The organism is Mycobacterium parmense (genome assembly GCF_010730575.1).
GTDB classification, from domain to species: domain Bacteria; phylum Actinomycetota; class Actinomycetes; order Mycobacteriales; family Mycobacteriaceae; genus Mycobacterium; species Mycobacterium parmense.
Genome location: NZ_AP022614.1, coordinates 1,233,231 through 1,248,545 on the forward strand (window position 1 = coordinate 1,233,231; position 15,315 = coordinate 1,248,545).

Annotated in this window: 15 protein-coding genes and 1 pseudogene; 6 read left to right on the plus strand and 10 right to left on the minus strand. The window is 70.2% G+C overall.

Going from position 1 to position 15,315, the window contains the following annotated elements:
• Window positions 1-41 precede the first annotated feature (41 nt).
• Window positions 42-1,592 (minus strand): PPE family protein, encoded by a 1,551-nt coding sequence (locus tag G6N48_RS05610; RefSeq protein ID WP_085268707.1) that lies wholly within the window; start codon window positions 1,590-1,592, stop codon window positions 42-44.
• A gap of 169 nt (window positions 1,593-1,761) precedes the next feature.
• Here G6N48_RS05610 and G6N48_RS28080 point away from each other — a divergent pair.
• Both G6N48_RS28080 and sigC read left to right on the plus strand, forming a co-directional pair.
• Window positions 1,762-2,382 (plus strand): annotated as a pseudogene (locus tag G6N48_RS28080) (DUF2275 domain-containing protein); the annotation flags it as partial.
• Between the two features lie 186 nt (window positions 2,383-2,568).
• Window positions 2,569-3,123: an RNA polymerase sigma factor SigC gene (sigC, locus tag G6N48_RS28085; protein WP_232066757.1), complete on the plus strand. Its 555-nt coding sequence runs from the start codon at window positions 2,569-2,571 to the stop codon at window positions 3,121-3,123.
• Here sigC and G6N48_RS05620 read toward each other — a convergent pair.
• Genes G6N48_RS05620 through G6N48_RS05635 form a run of 4 tightly spaced genes read right to left on the minus strand, consistent with a single transcriptional unit; the run spans window position 3,113 to window position 6,514 of the window.
• Window positions 3,113-3,844 (minus strand): cobalt-precorrin-6A reductase, encoded by a 732-nt coding sequence (locus G6N48_RS05620; protein ID WP_085268705.1) that lies wholly within the window; start codon window positions 3,842-3,844, stop codon window positions 3,113-3,115. The genes sigC and G6N48_RS05620 overlap by 11 nt on opposite strands.
• Complete coding sequence (gene cobM / locus G6N48_RS05625) at window positions 3,844-4,599, minus strand: precorrin-4 C(11)-methyltransferase (protein WP_085268704.1); 756 nt, start codon at window positions 4,597-4,599, stop codon at window positions 3,844-3,846. The genes G6N48_RS05620 and cobM overlap by 1 nt, the downstream gene beginning before the upstream one ends.
• The gene (cbiE, locus tag G6N48_RS05630) at window positions 4,596-5,768 is read right to left on the minus strand and encodes a precorrin-6y C5,15-methyltransferase (decarboxylating) subunit CbiE (protein WP_085268823.1); all 1,173 of its coding nucleotides are present in this window, start codon (window positions 5,766-5,768) and stop codon (window positions 4,596-4,598) included. Before cbiE ends, cobM begins: the two co-directional genes overlap by 4 nt.
• Entirely contained in the window at window positions 5,765-6,514 is a 750-nt protein-coding gene (locus G6N48_RS05635) for an SDR family NAD(P)-dependent oxidoreductase (protein ID WP_085268703.1), read from the minus strand. Before G6N48_RS05635 ends, cbiE begins: the two co-directional genes overlap by 4 nt.
• A 35-nt stretch (window positions 6,515-6,549) precedes the next feature.
• Between G6N48_RS05635 and G6N48_RS05640 the strand changes: the two genes are divergently transcribed.
• Complete coding sequence (locus G6N48_RS05640; RefSeq protein WP_085268702.1) at window positions 6,550-6,963, plus strand: F420-dependent biliverdin reductase; 414 nt, start codon at window positions 6,550-6,552, stop codon at window positions 6,961-6,963.
• Between the two features lie 20 nt (window positions 6,964-6,983).
• Here the strand turns inward: G6N48_RS05640 and G6N48_RS05645 are convergent, their stop codons facing one another.
• Window positions 6,984-7,196, minus strand: a complete 213-nt coding sequence (locus tag G6N48_RS05645; protein ID WP_232066551.1) for a hypothetical protein — start codon at window positions 7,194-7,196, stop codon at window positions 6,984-6,986.
• A gap of 38 nt (window positions 7,197-7,234) precedes the next feature.
• A complete protein-coding gene (locus G6N48_RS05650) occupies window positions 7,235-9,640 on the minus strand; it encodes an ADP-ribosyltransferase (RefSeq protein WP_456299183.1) in 2,406 nt (801 codons plus the stop codon).
• On the opposite strand from G6N48_RS05650, the gene G6N48_RS05655 reads away from it, so the two are divergent.
• Window positions 9,528-9,770, plus strand: coding sequence for a hypothetical protein (locus tag G6N48_RS05655; protein ID WP_139825725.1), 243 nt, complete (start codon window positions 9,528-9,530; stop codon window positions 9,768-9,770). The genes G6N48_RS05650 and G6N48_RS05655 overlap by 113 nt on opposite strands.
• Before the next feature lie 21 nt (window positions 9,771-9,791).
• On the plus strand, window positions 9,792-9,998 hold the full coding sequence (locus G6N48_RS05660; protein ID WP_139825724.1) for a hypothetical protein: 207 nt from the start codon (window positions 9,792-9,794) through the stop codon (window positions 9,996-9,998).
• 129 nt (window positions 9,999-10,127) lie between these two features.
• Here the strand turns inward: G6N48_RS05660 and G6N48_RS05665 are convergent, their stop codons facing one another.
• A complete protein-coding gene (locus tag G6N48_RS05665) occupies window positions 10,128-12,371 on the minus strand; it encodes an alpha/beta hydrolase-fold protein (protein ID WP_085268700.1) in 2,244 nt (747 codons plus the stop codon).
• A 20-nt stretch (window positions 12,372-12,391) separates the two neighbouring features.
• Complete coding sequence (locus tag G6N48_RS05670) at window positions 12,392-13,519, minus strand: M24 family metallopeptidase (RefSeq protein WP_085268699.1); 1,128 nt, start codon at window positions 13,517-13,519, stop codon at window positions 12,392-12,394.
• A gap of 48 nt (window positions 13,520-13,567) precedes the next feature.
• Between G6N48_RS05670 and G6N48_RS05675 the strand changes: the two genes are divergently transcribed.
• Window positions 13,568-14,524 carry a 5'-3' exonuclease gene (locus G6N48_RS05675; RefSeq protein ID WP_085268698.1) on the plus strand — a complete coding sequence of 319 codons (957 nt, stop codon included), beginning with the start codon at window positions 13,568-13,570 and terminating at the stop codon, window positions 14,522-14,524.
• Between the two features lie 5 nt (window positions 14,525-14,529).
• Here the strand turns inward: G6N48_RS05675 and G6N48_RS05680 are convergent, their stop codons facing one another.
• Entirely contained in the window at window positions 14,530-15,273 is a 744-nt protein-coding gene (locus G6N48_RS05680) for a DUF4333 domain-containing protein (protein WP_085268697.1), read from the minus strand.
• Window positions 15,274-15,315 lie beyond the last annotated feature (42 nt).

Here is a 15,315-nt window from a genome sequence, read left to right on the forward strand (position 1 = left end):
AAAGCAACAACACCCGCGCGCGAATATGCCTGTCTGACAGATTAATTCGGCGCTTCGCCGGCCCAGCCGCTCGGCATCATCGGCAGGACCGGCCCCCCGCCCAACCGGTCACCCGGCGCAGCGGTCAACCCGGCCGGCGTGCCGGCACCGGCTTTCGCCGAGGTGCCGGCGAACCCCATGGGGCCACCGCCCAGCGCCGACGCGACGGCCTGCGCGTCCGGGCCGGTGTCGAGGTCCATGAACTCGTGGCGGTGGGCGTGATCCTTTGTCGTGGCGCCGCGGCGCCGCCGTGCCCGCGTCCGCTCGCCGGCCGGCGCAGTGACGGCCGACGTCGGCGCGGCCACGTCGTCGCGCGCAGGCTCCTCGGACCTGCGCCGCGTGTGATCAGCAGCGCGGCCGCGCGCCGACAGCCCCGACAGCCCGACGGCATAGAGCGCGTCGGTCATGCTCGCGCCGACCCCGTTTGTGGCCGTCGGCCCGAAACCGCCCCCGGGCCCGCCACCGACCGGGCCGCCGCCCGTCATCGCCGCCGGCACGGGGGTCGCCGTGCCCGCCGACACCGGGGCACCGGAGGCCACCGCCGGGACGCTGCCCGCCGCGGCGGGCGGCGCAGGGGCACCGGGCGACACGGGAGCCGGCGCGCCCGCGGCCAGCGGCAGCGACACGGGCAGCGCGATGCCGGTCGCCGCCGCGGCACCCGCCGTCGTGGCCGCGGCCCCGGCGGCGTAGGCAGCGGCCAGCAGGGGGGCAGCCGAGAGCGCCAACTGGACCGCCTGCGCCCCGAACGGCCAGAAGATCATCAGCGTATGGAAAATGGCCCAGGCCAGCGCGCTCGCAAGTGTCGGTGACAGTCCCGGGATCTGTAGCAGCGCCGAGGTTATGCCCTGTGTGAACGGGACGGCGGGAATCGGCCAACCGGCGGGGTTGAGGTCTTTGGACACCGGCCACGCGAAGCCGCTCGTGTACTTCTGGATAAGCGCGGCGAGCTGATCCTGCCAGGAGGCGGGGGACGGGGCGGTCGCCCTGCTCGCCTGCAGCGGGGACGCCGCCGCGGGGGCGGCGACGATCGGCGGTGGGGGCTCGGTGGCGGGAACCGCCGCACGGGCCATCTCGGACGCGACCTCGTAGGCGGCCATGGTCTCGGCGGCCTGCACCCACATGCGCGCGTAGTCGGCTTCGTTCACGGCGATGGGAATGGTGTTGACGCCGAAGAAGTTGGTTGCCACGAGCGCCGCATGGGTGACGTGATTGGCGAGCAGTTCTGGTGCCGTGGGCATGGCCGCGAGCGCCGCGCCGTGCGCTCCGGCGGCGGTTTCGTGCATAGCCGCCGCACTGGCGCTCTTGGCGGCGCCATCGAGCAGCCAACTCAGATAGGGCGCGTGCGCCGTGACGTAACTGTCGGCGGTGGGCCCTTCCCACGCCCCCTGAGCAGCACTCAACAGGGCGGTGAGTTCCGATGCGGCCGAGGCATATTGAGCTCCCAACGACGACCAGGCCGCCGCCGCCGCCAACAGCGGCCCGGGCCCCGGGCCGCTGTTGAGCAGCGTCGAGTGAACCTCCGGAGGAAAGGCCGCCCAGACCGGGGCGGTCATCGTCGGCGCCCCCGGCAATCAACTGACGACATGGCTACCCCCTCGAGTGGCTGGCTGGCGGTCACTGCCTTCAGTGGTCGGCGAGCCAGACGGTTTGGTTCCACTCGGTTCCCGGCCGTGTCCCGAGGGGGTCTTTGCGCGGCACGCGGCCATGCGCAACGATGCAGGAATGCGGTGTGACGTTGCGCGTGAGGCGCTGTCGGCGCGATTGGACGGCGAGCGCCCCCAGGTGCTCGCGCAGCAGGTCGACGTTCATCTGGATTCGTGCCGGAGTTGCCGGGCGTGGCTGATCGGCGCCGCGGTGCAGACGCGCCGGCTGGCCGCGATGGAACCCGGCTATGGTCCCGACCTGGTGGGCAAGATCATGGCCGGCGTCGGCCGGCAGCCCGTGGCGCCGCACCGTCGCTGGATGCGCGCGCTGCGTTCGCACTATCGGCGGTGGGCGCTCATCGCCGTCGGGTTGTTCCAGGTGGCGATCGCGGCCGCGCAGATCAGTGGTGTCGACTTCGGCATGGTGTCGGCCCACATGCACGGGGCGATGTCCGGTGAGCACCTGATGCACGAGTCCACCGCCTGGTTGCTGGCGTTGGGTCTGGCGATGGTCGCCGCCGGGGTATGGCCCATAACCGCGATCGGTGTCGCGGCGATCACCGGGGTTTATTCGGTTGCGCTGTTCAGCTACGTGGTCGTCGATGCCTTTGCCGGCGAGGTGACCGCGACGCGCGTGGCGAGCCACATGCCCTTGCTACTGGGACTGGTGTTCACCCTGCTGGTGGCGCGCGAACGCGCCGGGTCGGGTAAGTCGCGGGATTCGGGCCGCGAGGGGCAAGTCGAGGATGCTGCGCCTTCCGGGCTCTCCGCGGGCCGGCGGCGCGGTCATCTGTGGCCGATCAACCGGTCGGCACCCGACCCGATCGACGCCACTACGACGACCCGTCGTAGACCCGTGGTCCCCGTGCGGCTAAGGTGGTTGGTCATGACCGCGTCCAGCGACGACGAGGCCGTTACCGAGCTAGCCTTGGCAGCCGCACGCGGAAATGCCCGAGCGCTCGAAGCGTTCATCAAGGCCACCCAGCAAGACGTTTGGCGCTTCGTCGCCTACCTTGCCGATGCGGGCAGCGCCGACGACCTGACGCAGGAGACGTTCCTGCGCGCGATCGGCGCCATCGAGCGCTTCGAGGCTCGATCGAGCGCCCGGACCTGGCTGCTGGCCATCGCGCGCCGTGTCGTCGCCGATCACATCCGGCATGCCCGGTCGCGGCCACGCACGGCCCCTGGCGCCGATCCCGAGCAGGTCCTGCGCAGCGACCGCCACGCCCGCGGGTTCGAGGACCTGGTCGAGGTGACCACGATGATCGCCGGCCTGACCACCGAGCAACGGGAGGCGTTGTTGCTGACCCAATTGCTGGGCCTGCCCTATGCGGACGCCGCAGCGGTGTGCGGGTGCCCGGTGGGGACCATCCGATCCCGCGTCGCCCGCGCCCGCGACGTGCTGATGGCCGACGTGGAGCGCGACGGCCTCACCGGTTAGCCAGTCTCGCGACCCAACTGGTGGCCTCGTCGACGCTGGCCGCCGTCACCACCCCGGCCGGCAGCGGCGGACGCGCGACCATCACCACCGGAATACCCAGCGCGCCAGCGGCGTCCAGCTTCGCCCGGGTCATGTCGCCGCCGCTGTTCTTGGTGACCAGCGCCTCGATGCGGTGATCGCGCAGGAGCGCGAGTTCGTCGTCGTAGTGGTATGGGCCGCGAGACAGGACCAGCCGGTGCCGGCGCGGCAGCCAGGCGCCGTCGGGTTCGGTGACGGCACGGATCAAGAACCACGCCTCGCTGCCGGTGAATGCCCTGGTACCCGAGCGGCCGGTGGTGAGAAAGATCCGCGAATATCGGTTGCGCTCGACGGTCTGAGCGGCCTCGCCATCGGAGTCGACGACGATCGCGGAGCCGGGATCCCAGGCCGGGCGCGCCAGCACCAGGAGCGGTATGCGCAGCTCCCCGCACACCTGCGCGGCGTGCGCGGTCATGGTGGCCGCGAAGGGGTGCGTCGCATCGACCACGGCGTCGATGCGTTCGTCTCGCAGCCAGCGCCGCAGTCCGCCGACGCCTCCGAAGCCGCCGACGCGAACCGGGCCCACCGGTAACGCGGGGTCCGGCACCCGGCCGGCGAGCGAGCTGACGATGTCGACGCGCGGATGCAGGGCCTTGGCCAGCACGCGGCCCTCGGCGGTGCCGCCCAGCAACAGCAGCCGCATCAGTGCCTGCTTCCCCGCGTCCGGCCGGTCGAATACAGGTAGCTGTCGGTGAACCCCTCGGCGGCCAGCACGTCGCCGACGACGATGACAGCGGTCTTGGTGATCCCGGCGTCGTGCATCTGGCCGGCGATGTCGGCGAGAGTTCCGCGCAGCACGACCTGTTGCGGCCAGCTGGCGAATGCCACGACCGCAGCGGGTGTCTCGGGCCGGTAGCCCCCCGCCGTCAGCTGGGGTACGACGGCGTCGATCTGGGCGGCGGCCAGGTGCAGAACCAGCGTGGCACCGGGTTGGGCGAGCGTGGCCAGGTCCTCGCCGGGCGGCATTGCCGTCGACAGGGTCGCCACCCGGGTCAGCGTCACCGTCTGCGCGACCCCGGGCACGGTGAATTCCCGCTTGAGGGCCGCCGCCGCTGCGGCGAAAGACGGCACCCCGGGCACGATCTCGTAATCGATACCCAGGGCGTCGAGTCGGCGGCACTGCTCGGCCAGCGCGCTGTAGAGCGAAGGGTCGCCGGAGTGCAGGCGGGCGACGTCATGGCCGGCGGCGTCGGCGTCGGCCAGTTCGTCCACGATCTGCTCCAGCGTGAAGGGGCCGGTGTCAACGACTTTCGCGCCGGGCGGACACAGTGCCAGCAGGTCGTCGGGCATGATCGAACCCGCATACAGGCATACCCGGCAGCCCTGGACGAGTCGTTGGCCGCGGACCGTGATGAGGTCGGCGGCGCCCGGGCCCGCGCCGATGAAGTACACCGTCATCTTGTCATCGTCCATTGGGTGACCGGATGCTGCGGCCGCCAGCCGGTGAAGTCGCCCAGCGGTGCGCCGTGATAGTGCTGATAGCGCCGCAGCCGTCCGCCGAAGCGCGAATATGCCTGCGCGACAGCCGATTCCGATTCAACCGTGACGGCATTGACGACGAGACGTCCACCCGGGGGCAGGGCATCGAGGCAAGCGTCCAGCAGGCCCGGTTGGGTGAGGCCCCCGCCGATGAAGATCGCCGACGGCGATTCGGCCCCGTCGAACCCGGCCGGGGCGTCGCCACGGGCGTCGATGCTGACGCCGAACGCCACCGCGTTGGCGTGGACGTTGGCCCGGCGATGGTCGTCGCGCTCGAATGCCGTTGCGCGGCAATCTCGCCAAGCGAGGCACCATGCGACACTGATGCTGCCCGACCCGGCGCCGACATCCCATAGCCGCTCCCCCGGCCGCGGCGCCAGCGCCGCCAACGTCACCGCGCGGATCCCGTGCTTGGTGATCTGCCCGTCGTGGGCGAACGCGTCGTCCGGCGGCGCCGAGGCACGCACGTCGGGCAGGTAGCGGATCGCGAGCACGTTGAGGTCGTCGACGTCCGACGGCGCGTTCTCGGCCCATTGGCGCGCGGTGCCGTCGCGGCGGTGTTCGGTAGGGCCGCCCAGGTTTTCGAGGATGCTGAGTTGAGAGTCGCCGCGCCCGTGCGCCGCGAGCAGCACCGCGAGCTCGCGGGGCGTATGGCCGCCTTGGCACAGCACGATCGCGCGCCCGCCGCGGCGCACCGCCGTGTGGGGCGCGGCCGTGACCAGGCTGATCACCTCCGTGTCGTGGACGTTCCAGCCCATTCGAGCGCACGCCAGCGTCACCGAGGACACGTGGGGCAGCACCCGTACCCGGTCGGCGCCGTACAGCCGGATCAGCGTGCCCCCGATGCCGTGCAGCAAGGGGTCGCCGCTGGCCACCACGTGCACGTCGCCGGTGTGCTCGTCGAGCAGCCTGTGCAAGGCGGGCAGCATCGGCGACGGCCACTGCCGGCGGGGTGCTTCCACGGTGTCGTCAAGCTCGTCGAGTTGGCGCTTGGAGCCGTAAATGACTGCGGCGTGCCGCAATTCGGACCGGGATGCCGCCGACAGCCCCGCCATGCCGTCGGCCCCGATGCCGACGACGACGATCATCGGGGCATCCTGCGCCACACGGATTGCGGCAACAGCCGCATCGCGAAGAATGTCGGACGCAGCGCCCACGGGATCCACACGGTGCGGCGGCCGTTGGCCAGGGCGCGCGCGGTGGCCTCGGCCACCTGCTGCGGCGTGCTGGACAGCGGCGCCGGCGACATGCCGTCAGTCATCCGCCCGATGACGAAGCCGGGGCGCGCGATGAGCAGTCGCACGCCGGTGCCGTGCAGCGCATCGGCCAGGCCGCTGGCGAAACCGTCCAGCCCGGCTTTGGCCGAACCATAGACGTAGTTGGCGCGACGCACCCGGATGCCGGCGACCGAGGAGAAGACGACGAGCGAGCCCCTCCCGGCCGTGCGCATCGCGGCCGCCAGATGAGTGAGCATGCTGACCTGCGCGACGTAGTCGGTCTGCACGATGGCAACCGCATGCGCGGCGTCGCGCTCGGCGCGGGACTGATCGCCCAGGATGCCGAAGGCCAGCACCGCGGTGCCGATGGGACCGTGGTCGGCGATGACGGAGGCGACCAGCGGGCCGTGCGACGCCAGGTCGTCGGCGTCGAATTCCCTGGTGTGGACCGCCACGGCGCCCGCCGACTTGACCGCGTTCACTTCGTCGGCGAGGTGATCGGCTTTACGGGCGGCCAGCACGACCGTCGCCCCGGGCGCCAGGCGCCGCGCGAGTTCGATGCCGATCTCGCTGCGTCCGCCCAGAACCAGTACCGGACCAGCGACCGTGTCGTCCACGGGTGCGATTATCGCCTGCGCTAGCGTGGGCGGTGATGGCGAATACCACTACCCGGCTCACCGACGACGCGCTGGCGTTTCTGTCGGAGCGGCATCTGGCCATGCTGACCACGGTTCGCGCCGACGGTTCCCCTCACGTCGTGGCGGTGGGTTTCACCTTCGACCCCAAGACCCACATCGCGCGGGTCATCACCACCGGCGGCTCGCAGAAGGCCGTCAACGCCGAGCGGGGCGGCATGGCCGTGCTCAGCCAGGTCGACGGCGCCCGGTGGCTGTCTCTGGAGGGGCAATCCAAGGTCAACAGCGATGCCGATGCCGTGCGTGACGCCGAGTTGCGGTATGCCCAGCGCTACCGCAACCCGCGGCCCAACCCACGGCGAGTGGTCATCGAGGTGCACATCGAGCGGGTGCTCGGGTCGTCGGGATTGTTGGACCGGGGCGACAAGTAGGACGCTTCGCCCTTTAGGCACTAACTCTTTCTGCGAGGGTCGTACTCCGTACCGGAAGTGTCGTCCCAGAACTTTGGCGAGACCTCCGTTGGCCGGTCCTCGTCGGCGACCGCGTCAACTCTCCGCTGAAACTCATCAAACATTTCCCGAGCACGCGCCAGCTTCTCTTCCGACGGCGGAGGCGCGCCCGCCTCTTCTCGGGTCATGAAGATCTTTCCCGCGATTTCTCTCACTCAGACCTCCTTTCGAATTAAACCAACATCTCCAAATACTATTCTTCGATCATTTCGATGATGGTCCGACCTGTTAATGGATCAACTTGCCTACTGATAACTAAGAACCTTGTATGCGACGGGAACAAAACTTCTTGCTCGGTTGGGAACATCGAGTAAGGAGAAACATCCCGCCCAGTAAATGACGCAATCCTGAACTCGACATTTCCGGCGAATGCTGGCGACTGAGCTACACCTGGATCTCTAGTGGTGCTCATAAAACCCTTTTCAATGATGTATTCATCCGGTCTGTATTGGGCAAGCACTTCTGACGGCAGGTTTGTGCCTCGGACGACCGGCCCCTCATATGGGGGGAGCTTGCTCAACGCATTATTCAACGCTTCAACTCGAGCGTATAAAGACGCGTCCAAAGCCTCGTTCCTTAACGCCTCGTTCAGGTCAATGTAGCCAGTGCCAGTGTAGTCCGCGAATGTCGACAGATCATCGGAGTGCAATCTGTGAGTAGGGTCCAGGGTGTTGTCGCCGGAACCGCCGCCATGGCTTGGACCCCCGTGTTCGGGCCGATGCGGGTTTCCCTCGTGCGGTCGCCGCTCATGCGGGTGCTTACCCGGCAAGCCGTCGTCACGAGGCCCGTGGGGGCCGTGGGGCCCAGGTCCAGGCGGACGGTTGCCTTTTGGAATACCTTCGCTCGGCTCCCGCGGGCCACCGTGCGGGGACGGCAATTCAGCCGGACGACCGCTGGCGGGCGCAGATGACGGAGCCGACGCATGCGGCGACGCAGCGGTTGGCGGCGGTGTGTGCGCGGCCGCGGGCGCCGGCTCACCAAGCGACGCGCTGGGCGACGCCGGCACCCGCGCGGACGCGGGTTCGGCGGGATGCGGATCGATCCAAGGTGGACGCTCACCGGGCAGACCGGCCGACATCGGCGTCGACGTCGCTCCGACCGGCGCCGGAGTCGTGTCATGCGCCGGTTCCGCTGAAGCGGGCACCGGACCGCGCGGACCCTCCGCCGGCCCGGGCACTGGTTCGCGCGGACCCTCCGCCGGCGCGGGCGTCGGCTCGCTTGCACCGGCCGGCGGGGATGCTTGCTCGTGCGCACCCGCGGGGAGCGGTTCGGTCGCTTCCGGCGTGGTCGACGGCATGCGCTCGCCCGGCGTGCTGGGCACCGATGGTTCGGGTGGACCACCCCCCGGGGCGTACGGGCCGCCCGCCGGCACCGGCTCGTGCGGATCGCCCGCCGACGGCGGCGCAGGATCGTGCGCGCCACCCGGGGCCGCCGGATCCGCGGCATGCGGGGTGGACACGACGGGCGCCTCCGGCAACTTGCCGGTCGCCGGCAAAGCCACCGGGGCGCCGCTCACCGGCGGCCGCTCGGCGGTCGGTATCTCGTTGGTGACGTCTTGCAGGCCCTTGGTAAAGCCGCCGCCGGCCGTGCCGATCTCGTCGAGTTCGCCGGCGGCGGCGCCGAACTCCCCGCCGCGCCGGGCGGCGCCGGCGGCATCCGCGGCTTCGGCGCCGTCCCCGGCGCCGCGGGCACCGGCGGCTCCGCCCTTGACTCCGGCCCCCGCCTCGCCGACTCCGGGGAGGAAAAGTGTTGCGACATCGAACGCGTTCTCACCCGCCCCCAGCCCCGGCCTGTCAGAACGCCAATCATCCAGGTGGAGAAGCGATCTGAACATCTGCTTGTCCGCTTCAAGCGCGTCTTGCGGGTTGCGGAAGTGGTTGAGCAACCCCGTCCTCGTCATGCCCTTCCAGGTGTTCAATGCGCCCGCGGGATCGAGCAACAACCACCGCGGGTCGAGTTCCTCGATGCCCTGCACCATCCCGACGAGACCCTTGAAGGAGCCCTCGCTGAAGTTGGCCCACGTATCGAACATGTCCGCGACCTGGTTGCCCACCGCGTCGCCCAGGAAGTGCCTGAATTCGCCGCGCATGCATTTCTCCATGCCGACGACCCAGCCGTCGATCGCCCGCATGCCCAGCTTCATCCCCTGCTCGGCCGCCCGCGCTTCCCTTCCCAGGTCACGCAGAACGTTGTTGATGTCGCCGGCGATCTCTTCGAGCTCGTCGAGCGCCTTGCCCTCGAAGACCAGCGCCACGTCATGACCGATGTCGGCCAGCGACCCCAGCCGGTGCAACAGGTCCCGAATGTCGTTCTGCGCGTGGCACACCTGGTCGGCGAAGTCGTCGAGCGTGCAAGCCAGTTTCGCGCACTGCGCACCGATGCCGTTGGCGCAGCCGCCGATCTGCGACAGAACCTGGATAACCTTCTCGCCTTCGGGGATCTGCTGGGCGCCGACAAGCGCCTTCGACGCGTTCAACGCGTCCTGCATGCCGCACAGCGCCGTACCGAAGGTCCGCCACCGACCAGCGGCGGCGTGCAGCCCCGCGACGTCGCCGTCGGGCCAAACGTCATCGACCAGCGACTGGATCAGCGCCCACAGCGCCGGTGGCGGCTGCCCGGCCCCCCACGTGCCCGGCGGGCCGGGAGGGGAGATCCTGGCCGGCTCGCCCGGGGGCGCCAGGGTGTCCGCACCGCCGCCAGGCTTCGACGCCGCCTCCGCCTTCGAATAGTTCGACGCGCCCAGTTGAATTTTGGCTCCGCTGAACCGGCAGGCGTTGATGGCGGCCGTGGCCGCCTTCAACAGCGACTCCGCCGCGGACTGGTATTGCAGGCCGAATACCGCGCCGGCCGCGTCGAGTCCGGTGTGCGCAGCGAAGCCCGCCGTCAAGATCGTCAGGTTGGCAGCCACGCCGTCGCCCGTGGCGACCACGGCGCTGCCCGCGGCGAACAGCGCCTGAGGATCGACCGCCAGCGGAACCACGCGCAGCATTCTCGCTCAGGGCGGCCGCGTCCGCTAATCACCCAAAAATCGCAACGCCAAGGTAATTCCGACCGTTGACGCCGGCAACTCCGTCATCAACAGCCCGTCACCGAGCCTTGAGGGTGAGCCGATGCCGGCCCGGGGGCACCGAGACGGTGGCTCCGGAGGCCTCGCCGTCGAGTTGCACCTGAAACCCGGGCGGCAGGCCGCCGAGCGTGATCTGCGCGGCGGTGTCGGTGGCCACCATGATCGTCGACGCGGGCAACGCAGCCAGCCCCGCGCGCCGGACGTCCACCACCAGCCCGGCGACCCCGGTGAGTCGAAGCGTCAGATACGGCAAGGGACCGACGGTTCGTCCGACCTGCCAATCGAGTTCGCTGTCCAACCCCGGGGTCGGGTCGAAATTCAGCACCAGGCCGCGATGGTGCGCAACGGTGTGCGTCGGATCCGGGCGGGCGTACGAACGCGCGTCGACTTCGGCGACCGCCCCACGCCGCGCCGTCACCGCGGGATCGGCCGTCAGCCCGGACAGCCACCACACCTGGTGCGGCCCGATGCCCAGGTCGGGCCGCACCAGCTGCGGGTACCAGGCATAGGTGATGTGTCCCGGATCGGCTTGTCGCAGGCCGGTTCCCATGTGCGCGATCGGGTCCTCGAACTTGTCCTGCAGCACCCAGGCGATGTGATCCTCGAACGGGTACACGGTGAACCGGTGCCGGTAGCCCAGCCGGTCGAGCTCGAGCACCTGCTCGGCGGCCGAGGCGAACGGCACCAGCTCGTCGACCAGCCCGTGCGCGATGACGTACGGCAGCCAGCGGGCGTTGACCAGCAGCCTCCAGGTGTCGCCCTCGCGGGCACACGGCGAGTCCAGATCGAGGTCGGCCGGGATGTCGACGTCGGGCAGCAGCCGCACACCGCACGCCGGCGGGCCGGCCAGCACCACGGCCTGCGAAAACACCTGCGGATAGGTCAACCCCAGCTTGTAAGCGGCATACCCGCCCATCGAATAGCCCGACACGACAGTGCGATTCGGGTCGGTGCGCAGCTGCTCGGCCACCCGCGCCCACACCTCCCAGACGTCGAGTTCACCGGTGTCGAAGTACCAGGTCGACGGGCCTCGGGCCAGCGGCGTGACCACCACCGAATCGCGGCCCTCGCAGACCTCGTGCAACAGGCGCGGGTCGATCGCGGCGAACTGGCTCTGCCCGAGCGCGAGCGAATGCAGCAGCAGCGTCAGCGGCAGCGAGCGGCCCGGCGTGAACCTCGACGGCAGACACACCGAGTAGGGCTGCACCCTGCCGAGGAACTGGGGCTTGGTGCTCAAGATGTCATCTGCCGAAATGCCTTGTCCCAGTTCAACAGAAGATACATACCATCGCGTCGACGGGCCGGTGATCACCGGCTCGGGGGTTGTTTCACCGGACGCGAGGCGCTGCCACGCCACGGCTACCGAGAACTCGGACACGTCGCCCTGGGTCAGGGCCGCCGCCTGGGCCTGGTCCGACCAGAAGTTCAGATGCGGGGGCTCCTGGTCGTTGGTGCGGAACGCGACGTTGTAAACGTTGGGCTGCCCGGGCAGGGCGCCGTGCTCGGCGGGCACGTCGGCGAACCCGTCGCCCGCGCGGTTCGCCAGCCCCGCGGCCAGCCGGACCGTCCAGGTGCCGGCCGGTTCCAGCAGCGACCGCGGCACCCGCGCGAGGAAGGTCCGCGACTGCATGTCGACGCTGTGTTCGACCGGCGTGCTTGCCTTCGTGACCAGGTCGATCAGCGCGGCGCCGCTGCTCGACACCAGCAGCGCCATGTCGATACCGGCCGAGCGCACGCCGGCGCCGGCCGGCCACTGCTCGGATGCGGTGCGATCCGGTCCGGTGTCGAGGGTGAACAGCGCGATCGGTACCGAGGCGTCCAGCAGCGTGTTCCAGTCGACGCGCCACCAGGTATCCGCATCGGTGAGACCGATGGCGACACGGAAGATGTCAGCGCCGTTGCGGGCCGCCGGCCCGGCGGGATAAACGTAGGTGCCGCGCGGCGGCGCCTGAACCTTCAGGTCACCGACCGGGATACCCGTCGCCCCGTGGTCGTCGTAGAGGAAGTCGGTCCAGAAGAACGCGCCGCCGGCCACCCGGCCCGCGCCACAGGTGCGCGGAAATTGTTCACCGAACGGCCATCCCGACGGCGCGGGCAGCCCGGGCTCGGGGCGTCGTGCCGCCGGCGGCACGCCCTCGGGCATCCCGTCCACCACCAACAACTCGGCGGCCGGTGCCGGCGCCGGCGGCGCGGGGTGCACGAGCGCGTGGACGATCTCGCGCGCGATGCGCAGGGGAAGCAACGGGAGGTCCAGGATCGACACACGGCCAACCTACGCGGCGGTTACGACACCGGCACCACGATGAGGTCGTGCGGCCGGTTGTTCACCGCCATTGCGCCGTCGTCCGTCACGACCACGATGTCCTCGATCCGGGCGCCCCACCGGCCCGGGAAGTAGACGCCCGGCTCGACGGAGAAGGCCATGCCCGCAGTGAGCGGCAGCGCGTTCCCCGCGACGATGTACGGCTCCTCGTGCACCGACAGCCCGATACCGTGCCCGGTGCGGTGCACGAAGAATTCCGCGAGCCCCTCCCCCGCCAGCACGTCGCGGGCCGCGGCGTCGACCTGCTCGGCGGTCACACCCGGACGGACCGCGTCCAGCGCCGCCCGCTGCGCCCGTTGCAGCACCGAATAGTGCTGCGCCACCTGTTGATTCGGCTCGCCGATGCTGTAAGTCCGCGTCGAGTCGGAGTGGTATCCGGGCTCGTAGGACCCGCCGATGTCGACGACCACGATGTCGCCCACCTGCAGCTCACGGTCCGAAAACCCGTGATGAGGGTCTGCCCCATGCGGTCCGGAGCCGACGATGATGAACGACACCTCCGAGTGACCTTCGGCGACAATCGCTTCCGCGATATCGGCGGCGACGTCCGCCTCGGTGCGGCCCGGCTGCAGGAACTCCGGCACCCGGGCGTGCACCCGGTCGATGGCCGCACCGGCCTTGCGCAGGGCGTCGATCTCGCATTCCTCCTTCACCATGCGCAGCGCGCGCAACACGTCGGTGGCCAGGATCGGCAGCACGCCGAGCACGCCGGCCAGCGGCAGCAGGTGCAGCGCCGGCATCGAGTCGGTCACCGCCGTTGCCGCGGGTACCCCGCCCAGCGCGGCGCTCACCAGCTGGTACGGGTCCTCACCGTCGACCCAATCCCGCACGGCGACACCCAATTCGTCGATGGCCGAGCCCGTCAGCGATGCCAGCTCGAGCCGCGGCACCACCACGGTCGGCTGGCCGGCCGCCGGCAACACCAGCGCGGTGAGCCGCTCGAACGTCTGGGCCCGCGAACCGACGAGGTATCGCAAGTCGTAGCCCGGGGTGATGACCAGGCCGGCCAGACCCGCGTCGGCGGCCGCGGCGGCCGCGGCGTCCAGCCGGCGGGCGTAGACACTCGAGTCGAATCGGTCCGAGTCCATGGCAGCCAGGCTAACCGGCGCCGTCGCGGCGCTGGCAGGATTGTCCGCATGCCGGCACCGCTGCTCCTCCTCGATGGCCCCAGCATGTGGTTCCGCTCGTATTTCGGTGTGCCCTCGTCGATCACCGCGCCCGACGGCCGGCCGGTCAACGCCGTGCGCGGATTCATCGACTCGCTGGCGGTGGTGATCACCCAGCACCGACCCGGCCGGCTGGTGGTGTGCCTGGACCTCGACTGGCGTCCGCAGTTCCGGGTGGACCTCATCCCCTCCTACAAGGCGCACCGGGTCGCCGAGCCGGAACCCGCCGGCCAACCCGACGTCGAGGAGGTTCCCGACGACCTGAGCCCGCAGGTCGACTCGATCCTGGAGCTGCTGGGCGCCTTCGGGATCCCGACGGCGGGCGCCGAGGGGTTCGAGGCCGACGACGTGCTGGGCACGCTGGCGGCGCGCGAGCGCCGCGACCCGGTGGTGGTGGTCAGCGGGGACCGCGACCTGCTGCAGGTGGTCACCGACGAGCCCGTCCCGGTCCGGGTGCTCTACCTGGGCCGAGGGCTCGCGAAAGCGACCCTGTTCGGGCCCGCCGAGGTGGCCGAGAACTACTGCGTGCCCGAGCACCGCGCGGGACCGGCGTACGCCGAGCTCGCGCTGCTACGCGGTGACCCGTCCGATGGGCTGCCCGGTGTGCCGGGCGTGGGCGAGAAGACGGCGGCCACACTGCTGGCTCAGCACGGGTCCCTGGACCAGATCCTGGCCGCCGCCCAGGACCCGAAATCGAAGATGGCCAAGGGTCTGCGCGCCAAACTGCTGGGCGCGAGCCAGTACATCGAGGCCGCCGCCCAGGTGGTGCGGGTGGCCACCGACGCGCCCGTCGAACTGTCGACCTCCTCGGACGCGCTGCCACTGGTGGCCGCCGATCCGCAACGAACCGCCGAACTGGCGACGGAGCTGGGCGTCGGTTCCTCGATCGGTCGCTTGCAGAAGGCGCTCGACGCGCTGCCGGGGTGAGCCGGTTACTGAGGCCGGCCGACCTCGTAGGTGCCCTTGTTGTCCTGGAAGGTCACGGTGACGCGCTTCTGGGCGCCGTCGATGCTGACGCTGCAGTCGAACGAGCCGCCCTTCTTCACGACGGGATTCTGGCCGTTGTTGCATTTGACGTTCGTGACGTTCTTGGCCCCGTAGCCGTTGGTCTCGTCGGTCAGAATCTGCTGCACACCCGCCTGGGCCTTGTTCACGTCGAGTTTGGTGGTGACGAAGAACCCGGGCTCCCAGAAGCCCAGCACCAGGATGATCACGACGATCAGGAACGCGATCGCGCCGCTTACGCCGCCCACCAGCGCCATTGACCGCTTCTTGCGCGGCTGCTCGTAGGGCGGGTACTGCTGCGGGTACTGGCCCGGCTGGCCGTACTGGCCGTACTGGTCCGGTTGGCCGTACTGGCCCGGCTGGCCGTACTGGCCGGGCTGAGCGTACTGACCCGGCTGGGCGTACTGACCCGGCTGCGCGTACTGGCCCGGGGCGCCGTACTGACCCGGCTGCGGATAGCCGGGGTACTGCTGCTGCGGGTACGCCGGTTCGGCCGGCTGCTGGTACTGCGGGTAGTCGGCCGGGGGCGTGTACGCCGGGGCCTGCCACGAGGCCTCCTGGGTGGGCTCCTGCTGCTGCCAGGGCGACCCGACCTGAGTCGGTTCCGACGAGCGATCGCCACCTTGACCCGGCGGCTGCCACTGCTGGTCGGATCCCTGCGGTCCGCTCATGGTTTCTCCTCAGCCCCTTTGATCTTGGCTTCTCGTTACGGG

What these genes read in the sequence shown, in the direction of transcription:
- G6N48_RS05670 (WP_085268699.1), bottom strand. Translation starts at nt 13,519, where the DNA reads ATGGACTCGGACCGATTCGACTCGAGTGTCTACGCCCGCCGGCTGGAC.
- sigC (WP_232066757.1), top strand. Translation starts at nt 2,569, where the DNA reads ATGACCGCGTCCAGCGACGACGAGGCCGTTACCGAGCTAGCCTTGGCA.
- G6N48_RS05675 (WP_085268698.1), top strand. Translation starts at nt 13,568, where the DNA reads ATGCCGGCACCGCTGCTCCTCCTCGATGGCCCCAGCATGTGGTTCCGC.
- G6N48_RS05680 (WP_085268697.1), bottom strand. Translation starts at nt 15,273, where the DNA reads ATGAGCGGACCGCAGGGATCCGACCAGCAGTGGCAGCCGCCGGGTCAA.
- cobM (WP_085268704.1), bottom strand. Translation starts at nt 4,599, where the DNA reads ATGACGGTGTACTTCATCGGCGCGGGCCCGGGCGCCGCCGACCTCATC.
- cbiE (WP_085268823.1), bottom strand. Translation starts at nt 5,768, where the DNA reads ATGATCGTCGTCGTCGGCATCGGGGCCGACGGCATGGCGGGGCTGTCG.
- G6N48_RS05640 (WP_085268702.1), top strand. Translation starts at nt 6,550, where the DNA reads ATGGCGAATACCACTACCCGGCTCACCGACGACGCGCTGGCGTTTCTG.
- G6N48_RS05620 (WP_085268705.1), bottom strand. Translation starts at nt 3,844, where the DNA reads ATGCGGCTGCTGTTGCTGGGCGGCACCGCCGAGGGCCGCGTGCTGGCC.
- G6N48_RS05655 (WP_139825725.1), top strand. Translation starts at nt 9,528, where the DNA reads ATGCCGCACAGCGCCGTACCGAAGGTCCGCCACCGACCAGCGGCGGCG.
- G6N48_RS05610 (WP_085268707.1), bottom strand. Translation starts at nt 1,592, where the DNA reads ATGACCGCCCCGGTCTGGGCGGCCTTTCCTCCGGAGGTTCACTCGACG.